This window comes from Sphaerisporangium sp. NPDC051011 (assembly GCF_040653595.1).
Lineage (GTDB): Bacteria > Actinomycetota > Actinomycetes > Streptosporangiales > Streptosporangiaceae > Sphaerisporangium.
Map to the genome: position 1 here is coordinate 11,940 of NZ_JBFAGG010000019.1, position 19,887 is coordinate 31,826.

The window sequence follows — 19,887 nt, forward strand, 5'->3', positions numbered from 1 at the left end:
GCGGCAGATCCGCGGCGGGTGACCTCGTGACCGCCCCCGTGGCGGACGGAACAGCTGCGGGCCGCGCCCTCCGCGCGCGTACGCTCCGGCCCGTCGTGCTCCTGGCGGGGGCGTTCTTCGTGCTGGTCTGCGCCGCCGCCCTCGTCCCCTGGTTGCTCGCGGGCGACCCCAACGCGGTGGACCCCGCCGTCGCGCTGCGCCCGCCCGGCCACGGCCACCCGTTCGGCACCGACCAGCTCGGCCGCGACATCCTCGCCCGCGTCGTGCACGGGGCCCGCTCCTCGCTGCTCGTCGGCCTCGGGTCCACGGTGCTCGCGGGCCTCGCCGGCTCGGCGTGGGGGCTGCTGTCCGCGCTCGGCGGCCGGGTCGTGGACGAGACGGCGATGCGGGTCGCCGACGTCCTGCTGTCGTTCCCCAGCGTGCTGATGGCGCTGCTCGTCGTCGCCGTGCTCGGCCCGGGGACGGTCAACGTCACCGTGGCGATCACCATCTCCCTCGCGCCCGGGTTCGCCCGGGTCGTCCGCGTGCGCGCCGTCGTCGTCCGCGACTCGGCCTACGTGCGCGCGGCCGTCAACCTGGGCGTGCGCAGGACGCGCGTCGTGCTCCGGCACGTCGTCCCCAACGTGCTGGCGCCGCTGCTCGTCCTCGCCACCGTGAACGCCGGGACCGCGATCATCGCGGGGGCGTCGCTCAGCTTTCTCGGCCTCGGTCCCAAGCCGCCTGACCCGGAATGGGGCTCGATGCTCGCCCAGTCCCGCGCCTATCTCGACGCCGCGTGGACCTACGCGCTGTTCCCCGGCGCCGCCATCACCCTCACCGTCATGTCCGTGACCGTCCTCGGCCGCGCGCTGCGCGACCGCTACGAAGGCCGTGACGCCCGATGACCGAGACCGCGGGGAAGATCCTCGACGCCGAGGAGGCCGGGGCCGTCCCGCCGCTGGTCGAGATCGCCGGGCTGTCGGTGGACTTCGCCACCCGCCACGGCCTCGTGCGCGCCGTCCGCGACGTCGGCCTCACGCTGCGGGCGGGGGAGTGCCTGGCGCTGGTGGGCGAGTCCGGCTCCGGCAAGAGTGTCACGGCCCGCACCCTGCTCGGCCTCGCCGGGGAGGGGGCCACGGTCCGCGCCGGCACCCTCGCCTTCGAGGGACGCGACCTGACGCGGCTGAGCGGCCGCGAATGGCGGCGCCTGCGCGGACGCCGCATCGGGTACGTCCTGCAGGACGCGCTCGGCTCGCTGGACCCCCTGCGCAGGGTCGGGGACGAGGTCGCCGAGCCGCTGGAGGTGCACGGCCTCGCCACCCGCGACGACCTGGAGGAGCAGGTGATCGGGCTGCTGGCCGACGCCGGCGTCCCCGACCCCGAGGAGCGGCTCCTCCAGTACCCCCACGAGCTGTCCGGCGGCCTGCGGCAGCGCGCGCTCATCGCCTCGGCCATCGCCGCGCGCCCGTCCCTGCTCATCGCCGACGAGCCGACCACCGCCCTCGACGTCACCGTCCAGGCCCAGGTGCTCGACCTGCTCCAGCAGATGAAGGACGCCGGCACCGCGCTGCTGCTCATCAGCCACGACCTCGCGGTGGTGGCGCGCATGGCGGACCACATCGCCGTCATGCGCGCCGGCGAGGTGGTCGAGGCGGGCCCGGCCGCCCACGTGCTGACCCGGCCAGAACACCCGCACACCGCCGCCCTGCTCGCGGCCGTCCCCAGCCTGGACGCCGGCCCGCCTCCGCGTCCGGCGGCCGGCGGCGCGGGGGCCGTCGTGGAGGTCCGGGGTGTGCGCAAGCGGTTCCGCTCGCTCGACGGCCGGTGGCGGACGGCCGTGGACGACGTGTCGTTCACGCTCGCGGCCGGGGAGGCCCTCGGGATCGTCGGCGAGTCGGGATCGGGGAAGAGCACCACGGCCCGCCTCGTCCTCGCCGAACTCGACCCGGACGCCGGGTCCGTGCTGCTCGACGGCGAGCCGTGGAGCGGTCTGCGCGAGAGGGACCGCCGCGCCCGCCGGTCCCGGATCCAGCTCGTCGACCAGGATCCGCTCGGCTCCTTCGACCCGCGTTTCACCGTCGAACAGGTCATCGCCGAAGCCCTCGGCCCCGGTGCGTCCGCGAACGGGCCGGAGGGCGGGCGGCCTGGCCCCGGCGTGCGCGGCCGGTTCGGTTCGGGCGGGGGAGCGAGACGAGAGCGGGTCGCCGAACTGCTCGCCGCGGTGGGCCTGGACGCGGGGTTCCTCGGACGCGGGCCCGCCCGGCTCTCCGGCGGGCAGCGGCAGCGCGTGGCCATCGCCCGCGCGCTCGCCCCCGGGCCCGAGGTGCTGGTGTGCGACGAGCCCGTGTCCGCGCTGGACGTGACCGTGCAGGCGCAGATCCTCGCCCTGCTGGCCCGGCTGCGGCGCGAGACCGGGCTGTCCCTGCTGTTCATCTCGCACGACCTCGGCGTCGTCCGCCAGGTGTGCGACCGGGTGGCCGTCATGAAGGACGGCGCGATCGTCGAGGTCGGCGAGGTGGACACCGTGTTCCGCGCGCCGCGCCACCCGTACACCGCCGCCCTGCTCGCCGCCGTCCCCCGCCTGGACACGGCCTGGCACGACGCCGCACCCACGCTCACCGACACCGACACAGCCACCGACACAGACCGCGACACGAAAGGCATCAGATGACCTCGAACACCATCGAGCCCGGATCCCCCGAGCCGTCCCGCGCGGTCGTCGTGACCGGCGCGGCCTCCGGGATCGGCAGGGCGACCGCCGAGTTGTTCGCCGAGCGCGGCACCGGCGTCGTCGCGGTCGACCATGACGAGGCCGGACTGAAGGCGTTCGCCGGGAACGACCGGATCGTCACCCTTGGCGGCGACGTGTCGACCGAGGAGACCAACCAGGCGGCGGTCGCGCTCGCCCTCGAACGGTTCGGGCGGCTGGACGGCGCGGTGCTCAACGCCGGCGTCGGCGGCACGCTCCCGCTGGAGCACCCGGGCGCGCTGGACGCCGCCGAGCGCATCCTGTCGGTCAACCTGCGCGGGCCGATCCTCGGCATCCGGACGGTCGTGCCCGCGTTGCGCGCGTCCGGGGGCGGGTCCATCGTCGTGACGGCGTCGGTCGCCGGCATCCGGGCGGACCCGGGCAACTGGGCGTACAACGCCTCCAAGGGAGCGCTGCTCAACCTGGTGAGGGCGGCGTCGCTGGACTACGCCGTGCAGGGCATCCGCGTCAACGCGCTCGCGCCCGGCCTGACCCGCACGCGCATCACGGCCGGGGTGCACGAGAACCCCGCCCTGCTGTCCCTGATCGCGAGGAACATCCCGCTGCAGCGGTTCGCCGAGCCGCGTGAGCAGGCCGAGGCGGTCTGGTTCCTGATCTCCCCGGCCGCGTCCTACATCACCGGCACCGCGCTGGTGGTCGACGGCGGCCTCGACGCGAGCCTCGGCCTCCTGCCCCTGCCCGAAGCCCGCTGACCACGGCATTCCCCACCTGTTGCCCCACTCCGACCGAAAGGACCATGCCATGACGACGGCGGACATCACCGGCGCCCCCACCACGGAGATCAACAAGGCGGTGGCGCGGCGCTTCTACGAGGAGGTCATCACCCAAGGGAAGCTCGAGGTGCTCGACGAGATCATCGCCGAGGACGGCCGCGACACCGCCGTCCCCGCCGGAGGCACCTTCGGCCCTGCCGGGTTCGTCGAGCACATAACGTGGCTGCGCGGAGCCGTGGAGGGCGTCACGGCGACGGTCACCGACACCGTCGCCGAGGACGACCGGGTGGTCGTGTACTGGACGATCGAGGGCGTGCAGCGCGGCGTGGTCTTCGGCGCCCCACCGAGCGGCCGTCGTTTCACGGGCGTGAGCATCAGCACGATCCGCTTCCGCGACGGCCGCATCGTCGAGTACGCGGTCCTGCCCGACCGCCTCGGCATCCTGTCCCAGCTCACCCCCTGACCGGCCGGCCCCCGCGGCCCGTCCACCGCCCGGCTTATCCGGACATTCGCGCACGGCCCGCCTCCTTCCGCGGAGGCGGGCCGTCGTGGGTGAGGGGCCGCTATTGGGAGTTTTCAGGCGGTGGGGTGCGGCCAGTCATGCTTCCAGGGTTTCGACCCAGGCCCTGACGGCCTTGGCGGTGCTGTCGGCGTGTTCCTCCAGGGTGGTGAAGTGGTCGCCCGGGATGTCGACGGCCTCGTGCGCGACCGGCCAGTACGCGCGCCAGTCGTGGACGCCGGTCGGGTCGACGGTCGTGCCGAGCAGGGGCTCGCGGGCCCGCAGCAGCAGGATGGGCGCCTCGATCGGCCCGGGCCGCCAGCCCACGAAGTGCCGGTTGTAGAGGCCCATCGCGGTCAGCCGGTCGTCATGGACGTTCAGCGCGAAGCGGTCGATGCGGTCCAGCATTCCGCCGATCATGGCCCGCTGCCACCAGTCGAACCCCTCCCGCACGGCCGCGTCGATCGGATAGCTGTCGATCAGCGCGAGCCCCGCCGGGACGAGGCCCTCCTCCTCCAGCGCCGAGGCCACCGCGTGCGCCACGCAACCGCCCATCGAACGCCCGACGATCACGAACGGCCGGTCCCCGGCGCACGCGCGCAGGCCCTCCACGTTCATGCGGACCAGCGTCTCCAGCGAGTCCGGCAGCGCCTCGTCCTCGCCCTCGGTGAACCCCGGGGACGGGACGACGTGCAGATCCCGGTCCCCGCGGAACGACCGCCCGAACCGGGAGTACTCGTGCGGCCCCGAGATCGCGCTCAACGCGGGGAAGCAGACCAGCAGGACGCGCCCGGGACCGGTGGCGAGCCGGATGGACGGGCGGACGTACCGCGCGCGGTCGGCCTCCGCGAACGTGGGCCGCACGTGCGAGGCGGCGATCAGCAGCCGCGCGGCCTCGTCGTGCTTGCCGGTGTCGTGCATACGCCGGTGGAGCGCAGCCAGGCCGCCGCCCGCCGGCCGCTCGCCCGCCCGGGCCGGCGGGGCGGCCGTGTTCGCCGTGCCCCCGATGCCCCCGATGTCCCTGATCTCCTGGGCGAGCAGGTCCGCGATGGCCTGCGGGGTCGGGTGGTCGAAGGTCAGCGTGGCCGGGAGTCGCAGGCCGGTGACCGCGTTCAGCCGGTTGCGCAGCTCGACGGACGTCAGCGAGTCCAGGCCCAGCTCGATCAGCGCACGGTCGGCGGGGATCGTCGCCGGACTGGGATGCCCGAGCACGGCCCCGGCCTCCGCGCGTACCGCGTCGAGCAGCACGTCGAGCAGCACGGCCTCGCGGTCGGCGCCCTCGGCCCCGGCCAGCCGCGCGGCCAGGGCGGACACGCCGCCCGCCGTGCCGCCCGCACCCGCCGCCCGCCGCCCGGCCCGGACCAGGCCGCGCAGCACCGCCGGCACGGTCCCCGTCCCGTCCCTGCGCGGCGACAGGTCGATCGCGGCGGGGACGGGCACGGGATCCGTCCCCGGGCCGAGGACGGTGGCGTCGAAGAGGGCCAGGGCGCGGGAGGTGGTGAGCGGGCGCAGGCCCGTGGCGCGGATGCGCTGCTGGTCCGTCTCGGTGAGGGCCGCAGTGATCGCGCTCGTCTGCGCCCAGAGACCCCATTGGAGGCTCTGGACGCGCGCGGTGTGGGGGAGGCGGGCCAGGGCGTCCTGGAAGGCGTTGGCGGCGGCGTAGTTGGCCTGGCCGGCGCCGCCTAGCGTCGCGGAGACGGAGGAGTAGAAGACGAGGGCCCTGAGCGTCGGATGTCCCCGCGTCAGGCGGTGCAGGGTGTGGGCGCCGTCGACCTTCGGGGCGAGAACGGCGTGCAGGCTCTCGGGGGTGAGGGTGTGGACGGTCGCGTCGTGCGTGGTCGCGGCCGTGTGGACGATCGCCGTGAGCGGGTGCTCGGGCGGGACGCCGTCCAGCAGGGCGGCCGTGGCGCCGGGGTCGGTGATGTCGGCGGCCCGGATGGTGACGGTCGCGCCGAGGGCGGCGAGCTCGTCGGCGATGTCCCGGGCGCCGGGAGCCTCGGGGCCCTGGCGGCTGACCAGGACGAGGTGACGTGCGTGGTTCCCGGTGACCAGATGCCTGGCCAGGTGCGTGGCCAGGGTCCCGAGCCCTCCGGTGATCAGGACCGTGCCGTCGGGATCCCACGTGCCCGCTGCCTCCCGTACGGCGGCCTCCCAGCGCGTGGGGCTCTCCGCGGGGAGGGACGCCTCTGGGGCCGGGGTTTCCGTCTGGCCGGGGGGTTCGGCGCGGAGGAGGCGGGGGAGGTGGGCGGCGCCGTCGCGGACCGCCGCCTGCGGTTCGCCGGCGGCCAGGGCGGCGCTGACCACGGCGGGCAGGGCGGCGGCCGAGGCGGGACGGTCGTCCAGGTCGACCAGCAGTACGCGGCCGGGCTCCTCGGTCTGCGCCGAGCGCACCAGGCCCCACACCGCCGCGGACGCCGGGTCCGGGACCTCGTCCGGTTCGACCGCGACCGCGTTCCTCGTCACCACTACCAGGCGCGCGGCGGGCCACCGCGTCCCGGCGAACCACTCCTGGAGCACCCCGAGGACGTGCTGCGTCCGCGCGTGCGCGGCCCGCGCGGGGTCCGGTTCCGCCTCATCGGCACGCTCCGCGCCGGAAAGAGACGTCCCCTGGGCCGGGACGAGCAGGGGCAGGACGACCAGGTCGGGGGCGGGTTCGCCGGCTTCCAGGGCGTCGGCCAGGGCGGCGAGGCCGGGGAACGGCGACGAGGTGGCCCCCGCGGCGCGGAGCGAGTCGTGCGGCGTACGGTCCTCGCCGAGGACGGCCCAGGCGTCGCGGCCGGGGGCGTCCAGCGGCAGGCCGGTCCATCCGAGCCGGAACAGCGCGTCGTCCTGCCGGGAGGACGGCCCGCGGAGCTGCTCGGCCGTCACCAGGCGCGCGAGCAACGCGTCGATCTCGACCACCGGGGCGCCCGTCGGGTCGGCGGCCTGCAAGGTGAGGGAGTCGAGCCCTGCCATGACGACGCGGACGCGCAGCGCGGTGGCCCCGGTCGCGTGGACGCGGACGCCGTTCCACGCGAACGGCAGCCGATTGCGGCCCTCCGGGACGTCGGCGAGCCCCCGGAGCGCGGGCAGGTGCACGGCCGCGTCCAGCAGCGCCGGGTGCACGCCGAACCGCGCCGCCTCCACGTGGTGGCTCTCGGGCAGCTCGACCTCGGTGAACAGCTCGTCGCCCCGCTGCCACGCCGCCCGCAACCCCTGGAACGCCGGCCCGTACCGCAGCCCGGCGCGGTCGAGCGCCGGATAGGCGTCGTCCAGGTCCACGGGGGTGGCGCCCTCGGGCGGCCACACCGCGAAGTCGTAGCCGGGGGCGGACGGGTCCGAGGTGAGCACGGCGGTCGCGTGCCTGGTCCACTCGCCGTCGTTCTCGTCCTGGGACGGGTCGCGCGGACGGGAGTGGACCCCCACCCGGCGCCGCCCGTCCTCGTCCGGGCCGACGGCCACCTGCACGTGCACGGCCTCGCCGCGCCGCAGGACCAGCGGCGACTCGACGATCAGCTCCTCGATGACGTCGAGCCCGACCTCGTCGCCCGCGCGGACGGCCAGCTCGGCGAAGCCCGTCCCCGGGAAGATCACGGTGTCCAGGACGGCGTGGTCGGCCAGCCAGGGGTGGGTCGTGAGGGACAGGCGTCCGGTGAGCAGCACCCCGTCCCCGTCCGCCAGGGTCGTCACCGCGCCGAGCAGCGGGTGGTCGACGGTGCCGAGCCCCAGTCCGGACGCGTCCCGCCGCCCACGCGACGACGCCTCCACCCAGAAGCGTTCGTGCTGGAAGGCGTAGGTGGGCAGTTCGACCCGGTTCGCACCCGAGGGAAGGGCCGGGGACCAGTCGACGGGCACGCCGTGGGTGTGGGCGGTGGCGACGGCGCTGAGCAGGGTGGCGGCGTCCGGCCGGCCGCGTCGCAGGACGGGGACGGCGGTGGCCTCGGCCGGGTCGTCATGGCCGGTGTCGTGGCCGGTGGGGAGGTTCTGGTGGACCAGCGGGGTGAGGGTCGCGTCGGAGCCGATCTCCAGGTAGACGGTGTGGTCGCCCGCGGCCCGCGTGTGCTCGTGGACGGCCCGCACGGCCTGCTGGAAGCGGACGGGGCTGCGCAGGTGGCGGGCCCAGTAGGCGGCGTCCGGAGCCTCGGTGAGCGGGGTGCCGGTCAGGTCGGAAATGTACGGAATGTCCGGGGTGTTCGCGGTGATGCCGGATATTTCCGTCTGGAAGCGGTCGAGGATCTCGTCCAGATGGTGGGAGTGGAAGGCGTGGCTGACCGTCAGCCGCCTGGTCTTGCGTCCGAGGTCCGCGAAGTGGGTGGTGAGGGTTTCGACCGCGTCGGGGTCGCCCGAGATGACGGTCGAGGTGGGCGCGTTGAGGGCGGCGATGGAGATCCGCGCGTCCAGGCCGCGCTCGGTGACGGCGGCCCGGGTCTCGTCCTCGGTGGCCTGGAGGGCGGTCATCGCGCCGGGCCGGGTGACGGAGTTCAGTGCGATGGCCCGAGTGGCGACCAGCCGGGCGGCGTCGGGGAGGGTGAGGATGCCGGCCGCGTGGGCCGCCGAGATCGCGCCGATCGAATGCCCGGTGACGATGTCCGGGTTGATCCCGAACGATCTCAGCAGGTGTGTCAGTGCGGTCTGGATGGCGAACAGCGCGGGCTGGGTGTAGAGGGTTCGGTTCACCGGCGCGGTATCGCCCGGGCCATTCGCTTCTGGGGTCGCGGAGTGGCGGCCCAGGATCACGTCGATCAGGGGTTCTGTGGTGTGGCCGGTGAGGTGGGTGTCGAGCTGGGCGGTGATCTCGTCCAGGGCTTCGGCGTAGGCGGGATAGGTCTCGTACAGCTCCCGGGTCATCCCCGCGTACTGGCTGCCCTGCCCGCTGAAGACGAACGCCACCCGCGGCTTCTCGGCGGCCGTACCGGTGACGGTCCCGGCGGCGGGGCGGCCCTCGGCCAGGCCTCGCAGGGCTTCCGGCAGGTCGCCGGCGCCGCTGACCAGAACGGCGCGGTGGTCCATCGCCGTCCGGGTGGTGGCGAGCGACAGCGCCACGTCGGCCGGGCGCGCTTCGGGGTGGGCGTCCAGGTGGGCCGCGAGCTTGCCCGCCTGCCCGTGCAGGGCGGCCTGCGACCGCGCCGACAGCACGAACGGCAGCGCCCCGGCCCTTCCCTCCCGTGCTGCCCCGGGGGTCCCCTCATCTGACAGCGCGACCGGCCGCGCGGCCACGGACGCGGGGGTGACGGGCCGCGGCGAGGTCTCAGGCCCGGTGGCGTCCGGGGCCTGCTCGATGATCACGTGGGCGTTCGTTCCCGAGACGCCGAAGGCGGAGATGGCGGCTCGGCGTGGGTGGGTGGTGTCGGGCCAGGGGGTCGTTTGGGTGAGGAGGCGGACGGTTCCGGCCGACCAGTCGACGTGTGGGGTGGGCTGGTCGATGTGCAGGGTCTTGGGCAGGGTGGCGTGGCCGAGCGCCTGGACCAGCTTGACGATGCCCGCCGCTCCCGCCGCGGACTGGCTGTGCCCGATGTTCGACTTCAGCGAGCCGATCAGCAGCGGCCGGTCCGCCGGGCGGTCCTGCCCGTAGGTGGCGATGATGGCCTGGGCCTCGATCGGGTCGCCGAGGGTGGTGCCGGTGCCGTGGGCTTCGACGGCGTCCACGTCGCCGGGGCGCAGTCCGGCGTTGGCGAGGGCGGCCTGGATGACGCGCTGCTGGGCGGGCCCGTTGGGGGCGGTGAGCCCGTTGGAGGCGCCGTCCTGGTTGATGGCGGTGCCGCGAATGACGGCGAGGATGGGGTGGTTGTTGCGTTGGGCGTCGGTGAGGCGTTCGATGAGGAGGAGTGCGGCGCCTTCGGCCCAGCCGGTGCCGTCGGCGGTGGCGGCGAAGGCTTTGCAGCGTCCGTCGGGGGCCAGGCCGCGCTGCCGGGAGAACTCCACGAACGCCGTCGGGCTCGCCATCACCGCGACCCCGCCCGCGAGCGCCAGATCCGTCTCCCCGCTCCGCAGCGACTGGACGCCCAGATGCAGCGCCACCAGCGAGGACGAACAGGCGGTGTCGACGGTGACCGCCGGCCCCTCGAAGCCGAACGTGTACGCGATGCGGCCCGACACGACGCTGCCGAGGTTGCCGATCGCGAGGTACCCCTCCAGGTCCTTGGGCACCTCGTCCAGCCGGGCGCTGTAGTCCCGGTCGGCGATCCCCGCGTACACGCCCGTCCTGCTGCCGTGCAGGGAGGCGGGGTCGATGGCGGCGCGTTCGAGGGTTTCCCAGGCGAGTTCGAGGAGGATGCGTTGTTGTGGGTCGCTGGCGAGTGCTTCGCGGTGGCTGATGCCGAAGAAGGTGGCGTCGAAGCCGGTGATGTCGTTGAGGAATCCGCCGTGGCGGGTGTAGCTGGTGTGGGGGTGGTCGGGGTCGGGGTGGTAGAGGGTGTCGATGTCCCAGCCCCTGTCTGAGGGGAAGTCGCCGACGGCGTCGCGGCCGTTCAGGACGAGGTTCCAGAGGTCTTCGGGGGTGGTGACGCCGCCGGGCAGGCGGCAGGCCATCCCCACGATCGCGATCGGCTCCCGCGACCGGGACTCCACCTCGCGCAGGCGCTTCTCGACCCGTTTGGTCTCGGCGATCGATCGCTTGAGGTACTCGCGCAGCTTCTCGTCGTTGGACATGTCAGCTCCTGTCCAGCAGGTCGAACAGTTCGTCGTCGGTGGCGGAGTCGAGGTCGAGCTCGTCACCCGGGTCGTCCGGGTCGTCCGGGCCGTACGGTCGGGCGGGTGCGGCCTCCAGCGTGGAGACCAGGCGCCGCAGCCGTGACAGCAGGTCCTGCCGGTCGACTCCGGGGTGCGCCCCGGTCCCGTTCACCGGCGCGTCGGGGTCCGGCGGGTCGCCGGGGCCGGGGAGGGCGGACAGCGCCGCCTCCAGCCGGGCCAGCGTCGCCGGCACGTCGGCGGGTCCGGCGTCCGCCGTCACCGGCTCGGCCGGGAGGGACGACAGGATGTGCCCGGCCACCGCGGCCGGGGTCGGGTAGTCGAAGATCAACGTGGCGGGCAGCGGGAGGCCGGTCGCGGCGCGGAGGCGGTTGCGCAGGTCCACCGCGGTCAGCGAGTCCAGGCCCAGCTCGCGGAACGCCTTCGCCGTGCCCACCGCGCCGGGGTCGGCGTGCCGCAGCACCGCCGCCACCTCGCCCCGGACCAGGTCCAGCACGACCTCGCGGCGCTCGGCGTCGTCCAGACCGGCCAGCCGGCGGACGACCGTCGGCACCGCCTCCGCGGGCGAGCCGGCGAGGGAATCGGCGGCGGAGGGCGGGCCCGCGAGCGCCGGCCGAGCCGACGCCACCGGCGAACGCGCCGCGTCCAGCCAGTAGCGCGACCGCTGGAACGCGTACGTGGGCAGCTCCACCCGGCGCGGGGCCGTCCCGGCGAGGGCCGCCGTCCAGTCGACGGCCACGCCCCGCACGAACGCCGAGGCCAGCGACACCAGGAACCGGTCCGGGCCGCCCTCGTCCCTGCGCAGGGTGCCGGTGACCACGGCGGGCGGGCCGCCGAGCGCGTCCAGCGTCTCGTCGACCCCGGCGGTGAGCACCGGGTGCGGGCTGACCTCGATGAACGCGGTGTGACCCTGCTCGGCCAGCGCCCGCGTGGCCTGCTCGAACCGCACCGTCCGCCGCAGGTTCGCATACCAATAGCCGCCGTCGAGCGCGGCCGTGTCGATCCAGTCGCCGGTGGTCGTGGAGAGCATCGGCACCGTCCCGGTGCGCGGCCGGACCGGCGCGAGCGCTTTGGCCAGGTCGTCGTGGACCAGCTCCACCTGCGCCGAGTGCGACGCGTAGTCGACGGGGACGCGGCGGTTGCGCACGCCCTCGGCGTCCAGTTCGGCGAGCAGCTCCTCCAGCGCGGCGACCTCGCCGGACACGACCACGCTGCGCGGGCCGTTCACCACGCCCACCGACAGTCGTCCCTCCCACCGCGCGAGCCGGTCCTCGGCCTCGGCGGCGGGCAGCGACACCGACGCCATGCTCCCGTGCCCGGCCAGGGCCAGGATCGCCCGGCTGCGCAGCGCCACCACCCGCGCGCCGTCCCGCAGGGACAGCCCGCCGGCGACCACGGCGGCGGCGATCTCCCCCTGGGAGTGCCCGGCCACCGCGTCGGGACGAACACCGTGCGCCCGCCACAGCTCCGCCAGCGAGACCATCACCGCCCACAGCACCGGCTGCACGACGTCCACCCGGTCCAGGCCGGGGGCCCCGGGAACGCCCCGGGCGACGTCCAGCGGCGACCAGTCCACGAACTCCGCCAGCGCGGCGGCGCACTCGGCGAAGCGGGCGGCGAACACAGGGTAGGCGTCCAGCAGGCCGGCCGCCATGCCCGCCCACTGCCCGCCCTGGCCGGGGAAGACGAAGACCACCTTGCCGGTCGCGTCCGCCGTGCCGCGCACGACCGTGCCGGGAAGGGGACCGCCGCCGGCCAGCGCGCGCAGCCCGTCCAGCAGGTCGTCGCGGTCCCGGCCGACCACCACGGCCCGCTCGGCGAGCGTGGCGCGCGTGGTCACCAGGGAGTGGGCCACGTCCACCGGGTCGAGGTCCGGGCGGGGCTCGGCGAACGTCGCCAGGCCCACCACCTGCCCGCGCAACCCCTGGGGCACGTGCCCGGACACCACCCACGGCACGACCGGCGACCCCTGAGCACCCCCCTCTGATGAGCTCCCGGTCCGCGCGGCCAACGGGTTCGGGTCGGCCACGGGGTTCGGGTCGGCGGGGTTCGGGGCGGTCGCGGATGAGGGCGGGTCCGTGAGGCCGGGCGGCGGCTCTTCGATGATGACGTGCGCGTTCGTGCCGCTCACCCCGAACGACGAGACGCCCGCCCGCTTCGGACGGCCCGCCTCCGGCCACGGCCTGGCCTCGGTGAGCAGCCGCACCGCGCCGCTCGACCAGTCCACGTGCGGCGTCGGCTCGTCCACGTGCAGCGTCTTCGGAAGCACCCCGTCGCGCATCGCCATGACCATCTTGATCACGCCCGCGCCGCCCGCCGCCGCCTGGGTGTGCGCGATGTTCGACTTCAGCGAGCCCAACCACAGCGGCCGGTCGGCGGGACGGTCCTGCCCGTAGGAGTCCAGCAGGGCCTGCGCCTCGATCGGGTCGCCCAGGGTCGTGCCGGTGCCGTGGCCCTCCACGACGTCGACGTCCCCGGCGGCGACACCCGCGTTGGCCAGCGCCTGGCGGATCACCCGCTGCTGGGACGGCCCGTTCGGCGCGGTCAGCCCGTTGGACGCGCCGTCCTGGTTGACGGCCGAGCCGCGCACGACGGCCAGCACCCGGTGGCCGTTGCGGCGCGCGTCCGACAGCCGTTCCAGCAGCAGAAGGCTCAGCCCCTCGCCCCAGCCGGTCCCGTCGGCCGCCGCCGCGAACGCCTTGCACCGCCCGTCCACCGACAGCCCGCGCTGGCGCGAGAACTCCACGAACGTCGTCGGCGACGCCATCACCGCGACGCCCCCCGCCAGGGCCAGGTCGGACTCGCCGGTGCGCAGCGACTGGGCCGCCAGGTGCAGCGCGACCAGCGAGGACGAGCACGCGGTGTCGACCGTGACGGCCGGGCCCTCCAGCCCGAAGGTGTACGCCACGCGCCCGCTGGCCACGCTGCCCGCGCTGCCGTTGCCGAGGTACCCTTCCAGGCCCTCCGGCGCCTCCTGCAATCGGGGCGCGTAGTCGTGGTACATCATCCCCGCGAACACCCCGGTACGGCTGCCGCGTAGCGACGACGGGTCGATGCCGGCCCGCTCGAACACCTCCCAGGTCGCCTCCAGCAGCAGCCGCTGCTGCGGGTCGGTGGCCAGCGCCTCGCGCGGCGAGATGCCGAACAGGGCCGCGTCGAAGTCGGCGACGTCGCGCAGGAAGCCGCCGTGGCGGGTGTACGACCTGCCGGGCCGGTCCGGGTCCGGGTCGTACAGCTCGGCGACGTCCCAGCCGCGGTCCTCGGGGAACTCCGACACCGCGTCGCCGCCCTCGGCGACCAGCCGCCACAGCGCCTCGGGCGAGTCCAGGCCGCCAGGCAGGCGGCACGCCATCCCGATGATCACGATCGGGTCGTCCGTGGCCGGTGCGGGCACGGGGCGGGCCGCCGGGCGCGCAGCCCGTCCCGCGCCTCCGTCCAGGCGCCGGGACAGGTACGCGGCGATCGCCTTCGGCGTCGGATGGTCGAACGTCAGCGTGGCCGCCAGCCGCAGCCCGGTGGCCGCGTTCAGGCGGTTGCGCAGCTCCACCGAGCTGAGCGAGTCCAGCCCGAGCTCGGCCAGCGGCCGGTCTGCGGGGATCGTCGCCGGGCTGGGATGCCCCAGCACCGCGCCGACCTCCGCGCGGACGGCGTCCAGCAGCGCCGTCTCCCGTTCCGCCTCGCCGAGACCGGCCAGCCGTGCCGCCAGGGACGACGGCGCGCCCTCCCGGGGGGCCGCCGACGCCGTCACGCGGGCCGCCGGGACCAGCACCCGCAGCACCGGGGCGACCGGACGGCGGCCCGCCCGCAGCGCGGCGAGGTCGAAGGGCGCCGGCGTCACCACAGGGACGCGCCCGGACCCGAACACGGCGGCGTCGAACAGCGCGAGGGCGTCGGCGGTCGCGAGCGGGCGCAGGCCGATGTTGGCGATCCGCTGATGGTCGGTCCGGGTGAGCGTGGCGGTGAGGGCGCTGGTCTGCTCCCACAGGCCCCACTGCAGGCTCTGGACGCGCGCGGTGTGCGGGTGGTGGGCCAGGGCGTCCTGGTAGGCGTTCCCGGCGGCGTAGTTGGCCTGGCCCGCGGTGCCGAGCGCGGCGGCGACCGACGAGTAGAAGACCAGGGACTTGAGGGTCGGATGGCCCCGCGTCAGACGGTGCAGATTGTCCGCGCCGTCGACCTTGGGCGCCAGCACGGCGTGCAGCCGGGCGGGGGTGAGCGTGTGGATCGGGGCGTCGTCGGTCGTGCCCGCCGTGTGGACGATCGCGGTGAGCGGGTGCTCCGCCGGGACGGCCTCGAGCAGGTCCGCGGCGGCCCGGGCGTCGGCGACGTCGGCGGCGCGCACGGTGACCGTGGCGCCCAGGGCGGTGAGCTCGTCGACGACCTCGGCGGCCCCAGGAGCCTGGGGCCCCTGACGGCTGGCCAGGACGAGGTGCCGCACACCGTGCCGCACGACCAGATGCCGGGCCAGCTGAACGGCCAGCGTCCCGAGCCCACCCGTGATCAGCACGGTCCCGTCGGGGTCCCAGCGCTCCGCCCCTTCGGGGTTCCAGTGCTCGGTGGCGTCCCCGGCAACGGTCTGGGCCTTCGCGGTATCGGGCTCGGGCTGTGCGGGGTCGGATGCGGAGGTGGGGGCGGATGGGGAAGTCGCCGGGGCTGATGCGGAAATTTCAGGATCGGGTGCGCCCGCGCGAAGCAGGCGGTACACGTACGCCATCCCGGCCCGCACCGCGACCTGCGGCTCCCCGGCGGACAGCGCGTCCCCGATCACCACCGAGAGCGCCGTCGCCGGGTCGTGGGAGCCTGAATTCACGGCGGTACGGCCGGTCCCGCCGTGGCCGGGGGCGCGGGCGGTGTCGGCGTACTCCCCGAGTTCTGGGTTGAGTCCTGCGTTGAGTTCCGTGGCGAGGTCCAGCAGGAGGACACGCCCAGGGTGCTCGGTCTGGGCCGAGCGGACCAGGCCCCAGATCGGCGCGGAGGCCAGGTCGGGAACCTCACCCGGTGCGGCCGCGACCGCGTTCCTCGTCACCACGGCGAGCGTGGACTCCGGCCGATCGGCCGCGAGCCACCGCCGCAGCACGTCGAGCACCCGCTCGGCCCTGGCGTGCGCGGCGGCGGGCTCGTCCTCGGTCGCGGCGGCTTCCCCGGTCAGGTCGAGCACGACCACGCCCTCGGTCAGGCCCTCCCCGTCTCCAAGGGGTGCCGGACCAGTGCCGAGAGTCGTCCCTAGGTCCAGGATCGCGTTCGTGCCGAGGGGTGTCCCCGGGTCCGGGACCGCGTTCGTGTCGAGGGTCGTCCACGTGACGGGGGACGCGTGCGTGCCGGGCACGTGCTCCACCCAGCCGGGACGGAGCAGTGCGTCGCGGCGCGCCGACGCGGACGATTGGAGCTGGTCCGCCGTCACCGGCCTGAGCAGCAGCGAGCCGATCTCGGCCACCAGGGCGCCCGCCGGGTCCGTCGCGTGGAGGGCCAGCGACTCCGAGCCCGACGGCACCGCGCGGACGCGCAGCGCGGCGGCGCCTGTGGCATGCAGGCGGACGCCGTTCCAGGCGAACGGCAGGCGGCTGTGCCCGGGCGGGAGGTCGTCCAGGCCGGCGAGCGCGGCGACGTGCAGGGCGGCGTCCAGCAGCGCCGGGTGGATCCCGTAGCCGGCCGGTTCGTGACCGGACGGCAGCGCGACGTCCGCGAACAGCTCCTCACCCCGCCGCCACGCGGCCACGAGGCCCCGGAACGCCGGACCGTAGTCCAGCCCGGCCTCGCGCAGCCGGTGGTAGGCCGTGGACACGTCGAGCGGGACGCCACCCTCGGGCGGCCATACCGCGAGGTCCGCGGCGAAGGGGATCCCGCTCGCACCCTGGGCCGAGGTGAGCGTGCCGGTGGCGTGGCGGGTCCAGTCGTCGCCGGAGGTCGCGTCGGCGGGGCGTGAGTAGATCTCGACGGACCGCCGCCCGGACTCCGCGGCGCCCACGATCACCTGGAGGTGCACGTCGCCGGTGAGGACGAGCGGCGTCTCGACGACCAGCTCCTCGACGACGTCGAGCCCCACTTCGTCGCCCGCGCGGATGGCCAGCTCGGCGAAGCCGGTGCCGGGGAAGACCACCGCGCCCTGGACGGTGTGGTCGGCCGGCCAGGGGAGGGCGGTGGGGGAGAGTCGGCCGGTGAGCAGCACGCCGTCCCCGTCCGCGAGCGTCACCGTGGCCGCCAGCAGCGGGTGACCCGCCGTCCCCAGTCCCAGCCCGGACGGGTCGGAGGCGATGGCGTCGGGCCGTATCCAGAAGCGTTCGCGCTGGAAGGCGTAGGTGGGCAGGTCGACGCGCCGGGCGGTCGCGGGTAGGACGGGGGTCCAGGTGGCGGCGGTCGCGTGGGTGTGGACGGTCGCGACGGCGGCGAGCAGGGTGGTGGCGTCCGGCCGGTCGCGGCGAAGGACGGAGACGGCGGTGACGGGCGCGGGGTCCTCTCCGGTGGCCGCCAGGGACTGGTGGACCAGCGGGGTGAGGGTCGCGTCGGGCCCGATCTCCAGGTATACGGCGTGCTCGCCGTTCTCGCGGGTGTGGTCCTCGACGGCCCGGACGGCGTCGTGGAAGCGGACGGGGTTGCGCAGGTGGCGGGCCCAGTAGTCCGGGGTGGGGGCGACGGCGAGTTCGGCGCCGATCAGGTCGGAGATGTACGGGATGGTCGGGGTGTGCACGGCGATGCCGGAGATGTCGGCCTGGAAGCGGTCGAGGATCGGGTCGAGGTGGTGGGAGTGGAAGGCGTGGCTGACGGTCAGCCGCTTGGTCTTGCGCCCCTGCCCGGCGAAGTGGGCGGTGAGGGTTTCCACGGCATGGGGGTCACCGGAGATGACGGTGGAGGTGGGGGCGTTGAGGGCGGCGATGGAGACCTGGTCCGTCAGGCCGTGTTCGGTGATGGCCGCCTGGGTTTCCACGTGCGTGGCCTGGAGGGCGGTCATGGCGCCCGGCCGGGCGAGGGAGTTGAGCGCGACGGCGCGGGTGGCGACCAGGCGGGCCGCGTCGGGAAGGGTGAGGATGCCCGCGATGTGCGCGGCGGTGATGGCCCCGATGGAGTGCCCGGCGACGATCTTGGGGTCGACGCCGAACGAGGCGAGCAGTCGCGTCAGCGCGGTCTGGACGGCGAACAGCGCGGGCTGGGTGTAGAGGGTTCGGTTCACCGGTGCCGTGTCACCTGGGCCGCTCGGTGTCGTTGAGTGGAGGATCGCGTCGATCAGGGGTTCGGTGGTGTGGCCGGTGAGGTGGGTGTCGAGCTGTGCGGTGATCTCGTCCAGGGCGGTCGCGTACGCCGGGTAGGTCTCGTACAGCTCCCGGGTCATCCCCGCGTACTGGCTGCCCTGCCCGCTGAAGACGAAGGCGATCCGCGCGTTCGGTGAGGCGGTGCCGGTGACCAGGCCGTGCGTCGCGTGGCCGTCCGCGAGGGCTCGCAACCCCTGGTTCAACTCGCCGGGGCCGCCGATGACGACGGCGCGGTGGCTCAGAGAGGCCCGGGTGGTGGCCAGCGAGAACGCGAGGTCGCCCGCGTCCAGGCCGGGGTGGGCGTCGAGGTGCGCCGCGAGCTTGCCCGCCTGCCCGCGCAACCCCTGCTCCGACCGCGCGGACAGGATGAAGGGCAGCGCGCCCGTACCGCCGGCGGTCACCGCGTCGGCTCCGGAGTCCGCCGGGTGAGATCCCGCGCCCGCGTCCTCAGCGCCCGCCGTCGTCGCGGTCGTGGGCGGTCGCTCGCGGGTGTCGTCCGGCCCGGCCGGGGTGGGGGCCTGTTCGAGGATTATGTGGGCGTTCGTTCCGGAGACGCCGAAGGCGGAGATGGCGGCTCGGCGTGGGTGGGTGGTGTCGGGCCAGGGGGTCGTTTGGGTGAGGAGGCGGACGGTTCCGGCAGACCAGTCGACGTGTGGGGTGGGCTGGTCGATGTGCAGGGTCTTGGGCAGGGTGGCGTGGCCGAGCGCCTGGACGAGTTTGACGATGCCGGCGGCTCCGGCGGCGGCCTGGGTGTGGCCGATGTTGGACTTCAGCGAGCCCAGCCACAGCGGCCGATCGGTCGGGCGGTCGCGTCCGTAGGTGGCGATGATGGCCTGGGCCTCGATCGGGTCGCCCAGCGTGGTGCCGGTGCCGTGCGCCTCCACGACGTCGACGTCCCCGGCCGTGACGCCCGCGTTGGCCAGCGCCTCGCGGATCACCCGCTGCTGCGACGGCCCGTTGGGCGCGGTGAGCCCGTTGGAGGCGCCGTCCTGGTTGATGGCGGTGCTGCGGATGATGGCGAGGATGGGGTGGTTGTTGCGTTGGGCGTCGGTGAGGCGTTCGATGAGGAGGAGTGCGGCGCCTTCGGCCCAGCCGGTGCCGTCGGCGGTGGCGGCGAAGGCTTTGCAGCGTCCGTCGGGGGCCAGGCCGCGCTGCCGGGAGAACTCCACGAACGTCGCGGGTGACGACATGACGGTCACGCCCCCGGCCAGCGCGAGGTCCGACTCGCCGTTGCGCAGTGACTGGACGGCCAGGTGCAGGGCGACCAGCGAGGAGGAGCAGGCGGTGTCGACGGTGACCGCCGGTCCCTCGAAGCCGAACGTGTAGGCGATGCGCCCCGAGAGCACGCTGCCCGCCGTCCCGGTGATCAGGTACCCCTCGACGGCCTCGGGCGGGCGTCCGGCTCCGGTCGCGTAGTCCTGGCCGTTGGTGCCGGTGAAGACGCCGGTGCGGGTGCCATGGAGCGTGGTGGGGTCGATGGCGGCGCGTTCGAGGGTTTCCCAGGCGAGTTCGAGGAGGATGCGTTGTTGTGGGTCGCTGGCGAGTGCTTCGCGGTGGCTGATGCCGAAGAAGGTGGCGTCGAAGCCGGTGATGTCGTTGAGGAATCCGCCGTTGCGGGTGTAGCTGGTGTGGGGGTGGTCGGGGTCGGGGTGGTAGAGGGTGTCGATGTCCCAGCCTCGGTCGGTGGGGAAGTCGCCGACGGCGTCGCGGCCGTTCAGGACGAGGTTCCAGAGGTCTTCGGGGGTGGTGACGCCGCCGGGCAGGCGGCAGGCCATCCCCACGATCGCGATCGGCTCGCGTTGCCCGTCCTGTACCTCCCGCAGCTCTTCACGTGTCTTGTGCAGCTCCTGAGTCACACGTCGCAGAAGGTGCCGGATCTGGTCGTCACTCACGAATCTGCCTTCCGAGGGCGCGGGGTCTGGTTCGGTGAAGAGGGGTGATCGAGGGTTCGCGGGGGGTCATGAGGAGCCGAGGAGGTCCGGTGTCCCGGCGGTCGCGACGGTCGTGCGGGTCCGCGGG

Annotated in this window: 6 protein-coding genes; 4 read left to right on the forward strand and 2 right to left on the reverse strand. The window is 74.7% G+C overall.

Features of this window, described 5'->3' with window-relative positions; all coding sequences use genetic code 11:
• Positions 1 to 26: 26 nt before the first annotated feature.
• The 4 genes from AB0H21_RS33750 to AB0H21_RS33765 are packed head-to-tail and all read left to right on the forward strand — an operon-like array spanning position 27 to position 3,925.
• On the forward strand, positions 27 to 884 hold the full coding sequence (locus AB0H21_RS33750; RefSeq protein ID WP_358525001.1) for an ABC transporter permease: 858 nt from the start codon (positions 27 to 29) through the stop codon (positions 882 to 884).
• A complete protein-coding gene (locus AB0H21_RS33755) occupies positions 881 to 2,650 on the forward strand; it encodes an ABC transporter ATP-binding protein (RefSeq protein WP_358525003.1) in 1,770 nt (589 codons plus the stop codon). The genes AB0H21_RS33750 and AB0H21_RS33755 overlap by 4 nt, the downstream gene beginning before the upstream one ends.
• Positions 2,647 to 3,441 carry an SDR family oxidoreductase gene (locus AB0H21_RS33760; RefSeq protein WP_358525005.1) on the forward strand — a complete coding sequence of 265 codons (795 nt, stop codon included), beginning with the start codon at positions 2,647 to 2,649 and terminating at the stop codon, positions 3,439 to 3,441. Before AB0H21_RS33755 ends, AB0H21_RS33760 begins: the two co-directional genes overlap by 4 nt.
• A gap of 49 nt (positions 3,442 to 3,490) precedes the next feature.
• The gene (locus tag AB0H21_RS33765; RefSeq protein WP_358525007.1) at positions 3,491 to 3,925 is read left to right on the forward strand and encodes an ester cyclase; all 435 of its coding nucleotides are present in this window, start codon (positions 3,491 to 3,493) and stop codon (positions 3,923 to 3,925) included.
• 135 nt (positions 3,926 to 4,060) lie between these two features.
• Here AB0H21_RS33765 and AB0H21_RS33770 read toward each other — a convergent pair whose 3' ends face one another.
• Together AB0H21_RS33770 and AB0H21_RS33775 are read right to left on the reverse strand one after the other, a co-directional pair.
• Positions 4,061 to 10,588, reverse strand: a complete 6,528-nt coding sequence (locus AB0H21_RS33770; RefSeq protein ID WP_358525009.1) for a type I polyketide synthase — start codon at positions 10,586 to 10,588, stop codon at positions 4,061 to 4,063.
• Position 10,589: 1 nt separating this feature from the next.
• On the reverse strand, positions 10,590 to 19,760 hold the full coding sequence (locus AB0H21_RS33775) for a type I polyketide synthase (protein ID WP_358525011.1): 9,171 nt from the start codon (positions 19,758 to 19,760) through the stop codon (positions 10,590 to 10,592).
• Positions 19,761 to 19,887: the final 127 nt, after the last annotated feature.

Bases quoted from the DNA above. Each gene is read 5' to 3' on its own strand.
- AB0H21_RS33755 (WP_358525003.1), top strand. From the start codon at position 881: ATGACCGAGACCGCGGGGAAGATCCTCGACGCCGAGGAGGCCGGGGCC.
- AB0H21_RS33765 (WP_358525007.1), top strand. From the start codon at position 3,491: ATGACGACGGCGGACATCACCGGCGCCCCCACCACGGAGATCAACAAG.
- AB0H21_RS33770 (WP_358525009.1), bottom strand. From the start codon at position 10,588: ATGTCCAACGACGAGAAGCTGCGCGAGTACCTCAAGCGATCGATCGCC.
- AB0H21_RS33760 (WP_358525005.1), top strand. From the start codon at position 2,647: ATGACCTCGAACACCATCGAGCCCGGATCCCCCGAGCCGTCCCGCGCG.